This window comes from Nocardioides kongjuensis (genome assembly GCF_013409625.1).
Lineage (GTDB): Bacteria > Actinomycetota > Actinomycetes > Propionibacteriales > Nocardioidaceae > Nocardioides > Nocardioides kongjuensis.
The window spans coordinates 2,672,028-2,683,425 of record NZ_JACCBF010000001.1 but is presented as its reverse complement, the minus strand read 5'-3'; the positions used below and the strand labels follow the sequence as shown (position 1 = coordinate 2,683,425).

Here is an 11,398-nt window from a genome sequence, read left to right as displayed (position 1 = left end):
GGGGCCCCGGAACGCGCTGCCGGGGGATTACGCCCGGACGGCAGCCGGCAGGTCCGCGAGGGCGGCGTGGGGGAGCGCGGGTGTGCGGTGCCCGTCGCGCCCGACCATCTCCTGGTTGACCACGAGCGCGTTGAGCACCGACTCCTCCACCGCCTCGACGACCGCCGTGTAGAACGGGTCGATCGCGCCCCACGGCAGCACCTGCTGCTCGGCGAGCTCGGTCGGCGCCGGGTGCATCTGGCTGCGCAACCCGGGCGCCGGTGCGGTCGAGAAGGCCAGGAAGATGTCGCCGGAGAAGTGCCCGCCGGCGGTCCCGGTGCGGGCCAGGCCGAGCGGGACCCGCCGGGCGAGCGCCTTGCACTGGTGGGGGAGCATCGGCGCGTCGGTGGCGACCACGACGATCACCGAGCCGGCGCCGCCCGGCAGGCGGCCGGCGACGGCCGGGGCGGCGGCGCCGAGGTCGCGGACGAACCAGGCGGAGTCCTCCATCGGGTTGTCGTCGCCGAGCGCCTGCCCGATCGGCGTCCCTGCGACGACGAGCTCCCGGCGGTCGCCGAAGTTGGCCTGGACCAGCACGCCGACGGTGTACGTCGTGCCCGCGAACTCGACCTCGCGCGACGACGTCCCCGTGCCGCCCTTGAAGGCGTAGCAGTTCATGCCGGTGCCGCCCCCGACCGATCCCTCGGGAACGGGGCCGGCGGTCGCGGCGTCGAGCGCGGCACGCGCGTGCTCGGGGCGGACGTGGCCGCCGTTGATGTCGTTGAGGTAGCCGTCCCAGGTCTCGCCGCACACCGGCAGCAGCCACTGCGCCGCCAGCTGCGGGTGGACCTCGTTGACCCACTCGACGGTGCCGGTGTGGCAGGCGCCGACCGCATGGGTGTTGGAGATCAGCACCGGCATGGTCAACGCGCCGGACTCCTCGATCCAGGTGGTCCCCGTCAGCTCGCCGTTGCCGTTGAGGGAGTACGACGCCGCGGCACACGGCTCGCCCACCCCGTCGCGCCCGCGAGGCAGGATCGCCGTCACGCCGGTGCGGACGGATGTCCCGCTGACCAGCGTCTCGAGGCCGACGGTGACGCCGGGTACGTCGGTGATCGCGTTGTGCGGGCCCGGGCGGCCGGGGAGGGCGAGCAGGTCGCGGGCGCGGGGGCGTGGATCAGTGGGCACGGGTGACCTCTCGTTCGGGAAGGATGTCGGCGCAGCCGGTGGCGAGGCGGGCGTACCCGCAGATCAGGGACACGGTCCGCTCGTAGTCGAGGGAGCGGATGCCGATGACGATGTGCTCGCCGTACGCGTCCTCGAGCGCGACCAGGTTCTGGGCGATGTCGGTGGCGTCGGCGGTGAGGGTGAAGTGGCCCTGGGCGACCCCGACCTCGAGGATGCCCACGTAGATCGCGACCTGGGTGTCGTAGAGCGCGGCGAACAGGTCGGCGTTGTCCTCGCGCAGCCGGAGGTGGCCGTCGAGCTGGTAGAGCGCGCCGACCAGGTCGTCGTCGGGGGAGGACGGCAGGCCGCCGCGGATGGTGGCGACCAGCTTGTCGCGTGCGTCGGGGTACTGCGTGACCAGCGAGAGCCGGTCGTCGTAGAACCGCTTGCGGGCCCGGGCGTGGACCTCGTTGAGCAGTCCCTGCACGTCGTCGAAGTAGTAGTGCACGGTGCCGGTCGAGACGCCCGCCCGCGCCGCGACGTCGCGGATCCTCAGGCCGGCGGCCCCGACCTCGCGCAGCACCTGGAGCGCTGCGGCGACGATCTGGTCGCGCCGCTGCTCCTGGTCCTTGAACCGTGCCACCCCGTGCCTCCTCGCTGCTCATCCTGACGCCACGTCAGGATTGCAGAGGTTACAGATTGCCTATTGACAGCGGTATCCAATCAGTTCTTTGATTCAGCGTCAAAGAAAGGGGTGCCATGTCGGAGCTGCACCAGGCCACGTCCACCGGCCGCTACCAGCAGGAGCTCGCGCGGTCGCTGACGATGCGCGAGAACATCCTCATCACGCTGTCGTCGGTGACGCCGGCCTCCAGCGTCTTCATCATCGTCCCGGCGATCCTGCTCGGCGTGGGCGGTGCGTCCGTGCTCACCATGGGCCTCGCGGCACTGGCCGCCGTGCTCGTCGGCGTCTGCTACGCCGAGCTGTCCGCGACGTACCCGGTGACCGGCGGCGAGTACACCTGGGCCGCGCGCCTGCTCGGGCGTCCGCTCGGGTTCGGCACCTTCGTGCTGACGATGGTCAACGGCATCCTGATCATCGCCGTGATCGCGCTCGGCACCGGCGACTACCTGAGTGCCGCCTGGTCGGCGCTCGACGGGACCTGGGTGGGGGTGGTCGTGATCGTGGCGACGACCGTCGTCGCGGCCCTCGACATCCGCACCAATGCCTGGGTGACCGGCGTCTTCCTCGCGACCGAGCTGCTCGCTCTCGTCGTGCTGACCGTGCTCGGGTTCCTCAACCCCGAGCGCGGTCCCGGCGCGTTCTTCTCTGCCCAGGCCGCCGGCGGCCACGGCCTCGAGACCGTGGGCGTCGCCGCGATCATCGCGCTCCTGCCGGTCGCCCTGTTCGCGTTCAACGGCTACGGCGCCGCGGTCTACTACGTCGAGGAGACCTAGGACGCCAATCGCACCATCGGTCGCGTCATCCTGGTCTCGCTCGTCGTCACCGCCCTCGTCGAGATCGTCCCGCTCGCCGCCGTCGTCATCGGTGCCCCCAGCATGGAGGCGCTGCTCGGCAGCGACGCCCCGATGAACTACTTCCTGCTCGAGCGCGGAGGTTCCGCGGTCAACACCGCGGTCAGTGTCGGCATCGCCCTCGCCATCGTGAACGCGGTCATCGCCGTCATCATCCAGATCGCCCGCCTGGTCTACGCCTCGGCCCGCGACCGCTCCTGGCCTGGCCCGGTCGACGACGTCCTCGGGCGCATCCACCCGCGCTTCCGCTCGCCCGTCAACGCCACCGTCCTCGTCGGCGTGCTCTCCGCCCTCACTGCGGCCTTCATCCCGCTGACCTGGCTGATCACGGCCACCGGCGCCTCGGTCGCCCTCGTCTACCTCGTCGTCGGCGCCTGCGCCCTCCGGCTGCGCCGCCCCGGCTCTGCCTCCTCACGTGGCTACCGGATGCCGTTGTGGCCGCTCCCTGCGGTGCTGCTCGTCGCCGGGATGCTGTACGTCTGCGTCGAGGTCGGGCGGGACGCCCCCTCGCAGCTGGTGATCGGGCTGGCCACGGTCGCGATCGGGGTCGCCTACTACTTCGGGTTCATCCACCCGCGGCGGGGAGACCGGTGGACCCTGCCGGACCCGGTGGAGGAGGAGCTGGAGAGCGCGCCGTAGCGGTGCGTCAGGTCCTCGACGCGGCGGTCAGGCGGTACGCGGCGAGGGGGATCTCGAACGGGTCCACGGACGTGTCGCCGGGCGGCCCGCCGTGACCCTCGAGCACGAACCCGAACAGGTGGTCGAGGGCTGCTTCGCCCAGCTCGAGCGGGTGGAACGGGAAGGAGTACTCCTCGTCCTCCTCGTCCTCCGTCGCCGGGAGCTCACCCGCCCAGTAGGGCTCCTCGAAGGCAAGGTGGTCGCCGACGTCCTCGAGGACCTCCTCGTTCGCTCCGACGGGCGTCACCTCATGGGCCGGGAACAGTCGACGGACCAGGGCGTCGGTCGCCACACGGTCGAGCTCCGGGCGCGCTGCGAGCACGCTCGCCAGGGTGTCGTCGGCGTAGCAGATCAACCAGTCCTTCGCGCCCATGGCGCGACCCTATGTCGGCAGCCCCGCCACCGGTACGACGACTCGCTCCATCTCCTGCCCGCCGTCACACGTCAACAGCGCGACCGTCGCGAGCCCGTCCCGCTCGCCGACCACCTCCCAGTGCCCACCGGACAGGATCCAGCGGTCCAGGGCGGCCCGGCCGTCGCCACCGGCGGCCTCAGCGGACACCGGTGGCCGCCCACGCGGTGGCCGACATCGTGAACGGTCCGTCGCCGAGCTCGGCCCGCAGCAGCTCGACCACCCGGTCCTGCTGGTCGGGCTTCAGGGCCTCGAAGGCGACGCCGGCGGTGCCGACGCCGAACGTGTAGGGCTCCCACCACGCGTCGAAGGTGGGGAAGTCGACGGCGACGGTCAGCGGCACCTCGCTGACCTCGTGCAACCCGGCGGCGAGGAACAGGGCGGTGAGGTCGCCGGCGTTGGACCCGGGGAGCGAGGACTCGTCGGTCACGGTCGACTCGACGGCGAGGACCGCGCGCCAGAAGGCGGACAGCGGTCCCGTGCCGCCGCCGTGGTCCCACACGCAGGCGCTCACCCGCCCGCCGGGTCGGGTGACGCGCCGCATCTCGCCGACGCCGCCGGCCGGGTCGGTCATGAAGTGCACGACGAGCTGGGCGAGGGTCGCGTCGAACGACTCGTCGGCGAAGGGAAGCGCCTCCGCCGAGGCCTGGCGTACGACGGCACCCGGGTGCGCGGCAGCGGCGGCGGTCACGAAGGTGGCCACGGGGTCGACCGCGGAGACCTGCGAGGCGCCCTGGCGGCGTACCAGCTCGGCGGTCAGCATCCCGGGGCCGCACCCGACGTCGAGCACGGCCGCGGTCGGCGCGACGCCGGCCAGGCCCACGTCGGCGAAGAGCGGGGCGAGGGGAGTGGAGAACCGCCCCATGAAGCTGATGTAGGCGTCCGCCACCTCGAACATGGCCACGCCGCGATCATTCTCCGCTCGGGGGCGCGTGTCCATCGGTCCGCACGGTCACGCAGCAGTGGCCGGGGTCGGGCTCGAGGTGCGCCGTGACGCCCGTGCAGCCGAGGCCGTCGGCCACGCCCTGGACGAAGGAGCGGTTGAGGCTGCAGACGAGGGCGGTGTGCCTCCGGGCGAGGGCGTCGAACGGGCAGTTCGCCAGCGACACCGCCCGAGGGGAGACGACGGGCTCGTAGCCCTGCCCCGCCAGCACCGCGGCCAGGTCGCGAAGTCCCGGAACCGCGACTGCCCCGCCGGTCTCGCCACCGAGGGCCTCGCCCTCGGCGCGGGCCGAGGCCGCGAGGGCGTCGTCGAGGTCCTCGCCGGCGCCGGCCCGGCCCACCGCCACGGCGAGGATGTCGCCGACCAGGTCGTAGCGCCGGGGCGGCAGGGTCACCGCGAACTCGCGCGACGCGCGTCGGTAGAGCTTGCTGGGGCGGCCGGCGCCCGGCCCGCTGCGCCCGCTGAGCCGGCGGAACTCCACCTCCAGCAGCCCCTCCTCGGCCAGCCGGTCGAGGTGGAAGCTCACCGTGTGCTTGGCGATCCCCAGGGCCGCGGCGGTCGCGTCCCGGCCGACCGCGTCGTGCTGTGCGGCGACGTACTCGTAGAGCGTGCGCCGGGTCGGGTCGGCGAGCACGCCGATCGCGGTCACGCCGGCGTCGAGGTCCACCCCGCGATTCTAAAACAGAGCTCTGTTCGCGGAAGAGCGGTCAGGTGGTCGCCGGCTCCGGGTCGGCCGCCGCCCGCCGTGGTGCCGTGGGCCGGACCGCGGCCAGGGCCTCGAGCCGCGGTGCGAGGAAGGCCAGGCCGGCGGCCACCACGAGAGCGAGACCCTGGGCGACCTGCTGCCAGAAGGTCGGCACGCCGACCAGGGTCAGACCGTTCTGCAGGATGCCGAGGAAGGCGACGCCGAGGACCACTCCGAACAGGGTTCCCGAGCCGCCGGTGAGGGCGACGCCGCCGACCAGGACCGCGGTCAGCACGGCGAGCTCGAAGCCGCTGCCCGCCGTACCCGACTGCACGGCGCCGAGCACCGACGCCTTGATCGCGCCGGCCAGCGCCGCACTGGCCCCGGTGGCGAGGAAGAGCGTGAAGGGAACGGTGCGGACCCGGACGCCGGACAGGTACGCCGCCTCGCGGGAGACGCCGATCGCGTAGATGTGCCGCCCGACCGGCGTCAGCGCCAGGATCGCCCCGGCGACCAGGACGACGACGATCGCGATCACGACCGGCGAGGGGAGGCCGGCGATCTTGGCGCCGCCGAGCCAGGCGAAGGAGTCGCCGAAGCTGGTCAGCGGGAGTGGCGCGAACTGCTGGGCGAGGCCGCGGACGGCCGTGAGGGTGCCGAGCGTGACGATGAACGGCGACAGGCCGACCACGCAGCACAGGAACCCGTTGACCGCGCCGACGGCGAGTCCGGCCAGCAGCGAGAGCAGCACGCAGGTCAGCAGGCTGCCGCCGTGCTCGGAGGCGAGCCAGCCGGCGGCGACCGCGCCGAGCGCGTAGGTCGAGCCGACCGAGAGGTCGAGGTAGCCACTGATCACGAGCAGCGCGGAGGGGACCGCGACGATCGCGAGCGTGGCGCTGTCGGTCGCGATGCCGAGCAGGTTCTGGCTGCCGACGAAGCTGCCGGTGGCGAGCTCGAAGCCGATCGCCATCAAGACGATGACCGGGATCAGCGGGTAGCGCGCGAGCTGGCGCAGGTTGAGGGAGGCGTTCATGACAGCTCCTGGAGGTCGGACTGGACCTCGGTCTCGATGTCGGTGTCGGACTGGTGGATCGCGTGGAGGAGGGCGTCCTCGTCGAGGGCCTCGCCGGCCAGCTCGCCGAGGACCCGGCCGTCCTGCATGACCAGCGCGCGATCGGCGAGGGCGACGATCTCCTCGGGGTCGGTGGAGGCGAACAGCACCGCCGTACGACGCTCCGAGGCGATCGTGCGCACCACCTTGTAGATCTCGTGGCGGGCGCGTACGTCGACGCCCTGGGTCGGCTCGTCGAGCAGCAGCACGGTCGTCGGCAGGATGCCGTTGATCCAGCGGCCGAGCAGCAGCTTCTGCTGGTTGCCGCCGGAGAACGCGCGAGCCGGTGCGTTCGGCGTCGCCGGGTGCACGGCCAGCGATGCGGCCAGTCGCTCGAAGGCCTCTGCCTCGGCCCGGCGCCGGCGCAGCCCGAACCGGGACAGCACGGCCTGGGCCGGGAGCAGGGCGTTGTCGAGCGCGGTCAGCGAGGCGAACAGGCCCTGGCGGCCGCGGTCGCCGGGCACCAGGGCGAGGCCGGCCGCGAGCGCGGCGCGGGGCGTCGCCCGTCGTACCTCCCGGCCACCCACGGTGATCGAGCCCTGCCGTGCCCGCCGGCCGAAGATCATCTCCAGCGTGCGGGTACGGCCCGACCCGATCAGGCCGTAGAGGCCGACGATCTCGCCCGGCCGGACCTCGAGGTCGACCGGACCGATGCCGGGGCCGGTGAGGCCGCGGACCAGCAGCTGCGGGGGATCGGCGTCGTGGATCGGACCGGCCGGTGGGAGGTCGGCCGGCGGCTCGGCGATCGCCTCGATGATGTCGCGCCGGGTCTTGCCTGCCAGCGACGTCGCGACGTGCACCTGGCCGTCGCGCAGCACCGTCATCCGGTCGGCGAGCCGTTCGACCTCGCCGAGCAGGTGGGTGACGTAGCAGATCGCCAGGCCCTGCTCCTGGAGCGAGCGGACCGTGCGCTCCAGGGCGCCGATCTCGTGCGAGGACAGCGCCGCCGTGGGCTCGTCGAGGACCAGCACCACGGGGTCGCGCGAGAGCGCCTTCGCGATCTCGACGAGCTGCTTCTGCCCCATGGGCAGGTCGCCGACCCGGCTGTCGATCGAGGAGGTCGCGCCGAGCCGGTCGAGCAGCTGCTGGGCCGCAGCCCGCTGGGCACGACGGTCCACGATGCCGAGGCGCCGGTGCTCCTGGCCGAGGAAGATGTTGTCCACGACCGACAGCGAGTCGACCAGGCTGAGGTGCTGGAAGATGATCGCGATGCCGGCGTCGATCGACTGCCGCGGGGTGAGCCCCGCATAGCTGCGACCGCCCACCTCGATCGTGCCGCCGTCGGGGTGGAACGCCCCGCCCAGCGCCTTGATCAGCGTGGACTTGCCCGCGCCGTTGTGGCCGAGCAGCGCGTGGACCTCACCTGCCTCGATGGTGAGGTCCACGCCCTGCAGGGCGTGCACGCCTCCGAAGGACTTCCGCAGCCCGGTGACCCGCAGTGCCATGTCCGACTACCTGCTCTCTCGCTGCCCGGTCCCGGCTCAGCCGTACTGCGCGATGATCTCGTCGAGCAGCGCGTCGCCCTGCTTGACGAGGGTGATCGGGACGTCGGTGCTGGCCTCGGCGTCGCTCTTGCCGTCGGCGACGGCGAGCGGCACGTCGATCACCGCGTTGCCGATGTCGCGCAGCTGCAGGGCCGCCGAGGCGCGGTAGAAGGTGCCCTTCTTGATCAGCTCGAGCGAGCCGAGGTCGCCGTCCTGGCCGCCGACGTAGGTCTTCGCGTCGGTCTCCGAGCGGCCCGACTCGACGAGCGCCTTGTAGCCGCCGAAGGCGGCGCCGTCGGTGATGCCGAGGATGACGTTGACGTCGGGGTGCTTGGCGAGGATCGCCTTGGTCTTGGTGAGCGCGGTGTCGGGGTCGATCGCCTGCTCGCGGCCGACGACCTGCATGTCCGGCGCGGCCTTCGTGAACGCGTCGATCATGCCCTTGGTGCGCTCGATGCCGAGCTGGATGGTGTCGTCGACGAGGAAGGCCACCTTGCCCTTGCCACCGAGCGTCTGGTTGGCCCAGGCCGCGGCGTCCTCGCCGAGCTTGCGGCCACCCTCCTCGAAGCTGAAGGTGATCGAGGCGCTCTGGTTCTTCAGGGTGCCGCCGTACGTCACCCAGATGATGCCGGCCGACAGCGCCTTGGCCGCCTGCGTCTCGAGGGCCTCGAAGACCATCGGGAAGGACACGATCGCAGGGACCTTCTTGGCGATCAGGGTGTCCAGGTTGGAGGCCTGCACGTCCGGCTTGCCGTTGTCGTTGGTCTGCTCGAGCGAGACGCCCTTCTCCTTGGCCCGCTCCTTGGCGAACTTCGCGACGCCGGCGTAGACGGGCAGGAAGGTGAACGGGTAGTCCCAGGCGATGGTGTCGACGTCCTTGCTGGACTTCGCGACCTTGTCGCCGGAGGCCTTGGTGCTGGACGGCGCGCTGCACGCGGAGGCCAGGACGGCGGCCCCGATGCCGCCGGTCCAGGCGAGGAAGGCGCGGCGGTCGACGGACTTCTTCACGACTGCGTTCATGGTGGTGCTCCGATCGGGAGGAGGAGGGGTCACGACCCGGCGCGGGTGCCGGCGTGGATGTCGTCGATGAAGGGCACGACCTGGTCGAGGACGGCGCTCTGGTGCGGCTGCAGCTCCAGGCCGGCCATCCCGCCGAAGATCGGCTCGTAGGGGTCGGTCAGGGGCTCGGTCACCCCGGCCAGCGCCTCGATCACGGCCAGGCCGCAGAACGGGACGTAGACCGGGTTGTAGCCGCCCTCGTGGCTCATCGCGAGCCGGCCCTCGCAGTGCGTGGCGGCCAGGTCGAGGAGCCGCTCGGTCATGGCCCGGTAGTCGCTGCTGGTCAGCGCCTGGCGCGAGAGCGGGTCGGTGGCGTTCGCGTCGAAGCCGCTCGCGACCAGGATCAGGTCCGGGCGGAACCGGTCGATCGCGGGCGCCACGACCCGGTCGATCGCGGACAGGTACCCGCCGCCGCCGGTGCCGGGCGGCAGCGGCACGTTGACGGCGTACCCGAAGCCGGCTCCCTCGCCGCGCTCGGTGACGAACCCGGAGTCCGGCGGGAAGACCCGGTCCTGGTGCAGGGAGATGGTCAGGGTGTTCGGGTCCTCCCAGAAGACCTTCTGGGTGCCGTTGCCGTGGTGGACGTCCCAGTCGAGGACCGCGATCCGCTCGACGCCGTGGGTACGACGCACCGCACGGGCCGCGATCGCGAGGTTGGCGAACATGCAGAAGCCGCGACCGGTCTCCGGCTCGGCGTGGTGGCCAGGGGGCCGGATCAGTGCGTACGCGTTGTCGACGCGGCCCTCGACGACGGCCGTGGTCGCCTCGATCATGCCGCCGGCGGCGAGCCGCCCGATCTCGATGCCGCCCGGCCCGAACGGGCTCAGCCCGTCGCCGGAGTCGCCGCCCTTGGGCTGCTCGCTCTCGGCCTTGATCCGGGCGAGGTGCTCCTCGGTGTGCACCGCGAGGATCTCCTCGTCGCTCGCCTTGCGCGGCTCGAGGCGGGTGAGGTGGTCGATGGTGCCGGACACGACGACGAGCTCGTGGATGCGGCGCTTGGTCTCGGCGTTCTCGAAGTGCTGGAACGGCTGGATGCCCGCGCGGTGGTCGGCGGGGAAGAGTCCTGCGTTGGTTCCGGTGTCGTGCCAGCCGAAGAGCTCGTGGTAGAGGTAGCCGGTCGCCATTCGCGCCTCCCGGGGTACGGCGCCGGTGGTTCCGGCGCGGTCCCGTAATCGTGGGACCGCGGTGTGACCTGGGTCATTGGCAGAAATGCCAGTCTTCGGACCCGAACGACCTCGGGATCAGGCCACGGGCTGCTGCAGCACCCGCGCCAGCGACCGCACCGACGCCGGGTCCGCCGACGGCAGCAGCACGCCGGCAGCGGTCGCCTTCGCGGCCGCGCCCGCCCGCGACGGGCTGTCCAGTCGGGCCAGGATCGCCTCGACGTGGGCGGCGACGGTGCGCTGGGTCAGGCACAGCTCGTCGGCGATCTCGCGGTTGCCGGCGCCGGTGGCGACGGCGGTGAGCACCTCGAGCTGGCGCAGGGTGAGGCCGAGCGTGGACGCGGCCGGTCGGGTGGCGACCGTGCACGGTTGGCGCGTCGTCGCGCGGCCGGACGGGCAGTGCACCCGCACCTCGATCAGCCGGCCCGCCTGCTGGTGCAGGAAGGTCGCGAAGCGGGTGCCGGTGCCGAGGATGGAGCCGATGATGCCGAGCAGCTCGTCGTCGAGCGCGGCGTGCAGCGGCGCGCGGCCGACCACGGGGGTGGCCCGGCCGGCGGCGTCGAGCCGGACCACGGCGTACTCCCGCGGGAGCGTGACGTCGGGCGTCGAGCAGGTGGCGACGGTGGTCAGCCGGGCGAAGGCGCGCCCGAGCGGGGGCAGTGCACCGGTGAGCTCGGGGGCGAAGTCGCGGGTGCTGCGGGCGGACAGGTGCAGCATCCCGACCAGGTGGGCGCCGGAGTCGCGCAGTGCGAGGGAGATGCCGTCGTCGTAGCCGGCCGGGTGGAGGACGTCGAGGTAGTGCGCGGAGCGACGGAAGTCGTAGGGGTCGTCCTCGTCGATCCGCAGCCCGCCGCTCGCGGCGAGCACGCGCCGTCCGTGCGGGGACGGCGCGAGGTCGGCGCACAAGTGCTGGGAGACCTCGGGGGAGTAGCCCACGCTGGCCACCGTCTGGAAGGACGGTGCCTGCGGGTCGTCGGCGTCGGTGAGGGCCGTGTCGAGCTGGCAGGCGGCGGCGCCGAGGTCGCCGGCGAGGCGCTCGAGCAGGCGCGGTGCGGCCGTGGTGGCCTCGTCGGGCGTGGCCAGGGCGGCCAGGTCGCCGAGCAGCTCGATCAGGCGGTCCGAGACGGGGTGCGGGGCGCTCGCCCCGGCGGGTGCGTCCATGCTCCCCCCACGGTGACGGA

General features: G+C 72.7%; 11 protein-coding genes and 1 pseudogene. 1 reads left to right on the top strand and 11 read right to left on the bottom strand.

What is annotated here, in order from left to right; translation table 11 throughout:
• Positions 1-27 precede the first annotated feature (27 nt).
• The gene (locus BJ958_RS12910) at positions 28-1,167 is read right to left on the bottom strand and encodes a P1 family peptidase (protein WP_179727194.1); all 1,140 of its coding nucleotides are present in this window, start codon (positions 1,165-1,167) and stop codon (positions 28-30) included.
• Positions 1,157-1,789 (bottom strand): TetR family transcriptional regulator, encoded by a 633-nt coding sequence (locus tag BJ958_RS12905; RefSeq protein WP_179727193.1) that lies wholly within the window; start codon positions 1,787-1,789, stop codon positions 1,157-1,159. The genes BJ958_RS12910 and BJ958_RS12905 overlap by 11 nt, the downstream gene beginning before the upstream one ends.
• Positions 1,790-1,905: 116 nt before the next feature.
• Between BJ958_RS12905 and BJ958_RS27860 the strand changes: the two are divergent.
• Positions 1,906-3,321 (top strand): annotated as a pseudogene (locus BJ958_RS27860) (APC family permease).
• 7 nt (positions 3,322-3,328) lie between these two features.
• On the opposite strand, the gene BJ958_RS12895 reads toward BJ958_RS27860, so the two are convergent.
• The 9 genes from BJ958_RS12895 to BJ958_RS12855 form a co-directional block, all read right to left on the bottom strand.
• Complete coding sequence (locus tag BJ958_RS12895; RefSeq protein WP_179727192.1) at positions 3,329-3,733, bottom strand: DUF6928 family protein; 405 nt, start codon at positions 3,731-3,733, stop codon at positions 3,329-3,331.
• Between the two features lie 9 nt (positions 3,734-3,742).
• Positions 3,743-3,922: a hypothetical protein gene (locus BJ958_RS12890; RefSeq protein WP_179727191.1), complete on the bottom strand. Its 180-nt coding sequence runs from the start codon at positions 3,920-3,922 to the stop codon at positions 3,743-3,745.
• Positions 3,912-4,670, bottom strand: coding sequence for a class I SAM-dependent methyltransferase (locus tag BJ958_RS12885; RefSeq protein WP_179730157.1), 759 nt, complete (start codon positions 4,668-4,670; stop codon positions 3,912-3,914). Before BJ958_RS12885 ends, BJ958_RS12890 begins: the two co-directional genes overlap by 11 nt.
• A 13-nt stretch (positions 4,671-4,683) precedes the next feature.
• A complete protein-coding gene (locus tag BJ958_RS12880; protein WP_179727190.1) occupies positions 4,684-5,382 on the bottom strand; it encodes a helix-turn-helix domain-containing protein in 699 nt (232 codons plus the stop codon).
• 40 nt (positions 5,383-5,422) lie between these two features.
• Positions 5,423-6,433 (bottom strand): ABC transporter permease, encoded by a 1,011-nt coding sequence (locus BJ958_RS12875; RefSeq protein WP_179727189.1) that lies wholly within the window; start codon positions 6,431-6,433, stop codon positions 5,423-5,425.
• Positions 6,430-7,956, bottom strand: a complete 1,527-nt coding sequence (locus tag BJ958_RS12870; RefSeq protein ID WP_179727188.1) for a sugar ABC transporter ATP-binding protein — start codon at positions 7,954-7,956, stop codon at positions 6,430-6,432. The genes BJ958_RS12875 and BJ958_RS12870 overlap by 4 nt, the downstream gene beginning before the upstream one ends.
• Positions 7,957-7,992: 36 nt before the next feature.
• The gene (locus BJ958_RS12865; RefSeq protein ID WP_179727187.1) at positions 7,993-9,015 is read right to left on the bottom strand and encodes a sugar ABC transporter substrate-binding protein; all 1,023 of its coding nucleotides are present in this window, start codon (positions 9,013-9,015) and stop codon (positions 7,993-7,995) included.
• 29 nt (positions 9,016-9,044) lie between these two features.
• Positions 9,045-10,178: a class II histone deacetylase gene (locus BJ958_RS12860; RefSeq protein WP_179727186.1), complete on the bottom strand. Its 1,134-nt coding sequence runs from the start codon at positions 10,176-10,178 to the stop codon at positions 9,045-9,047.
• A gap of 117 nt (positions 10,179-10,295) precedes the next feature.
• Positions 10,296-11,378, bottom strand: a complete 1,083-nt coding sequence (locus tag BJ958_RS12855; RefSeq protein WP_179727185.1) for a helix-turn-helix transcriptional regulator — start codon at positions 11,376-11,378, stop codon at positions 10,296-10,298.
• Positions 11,379-11,398 lie beyond the last annotated feature (20 nt).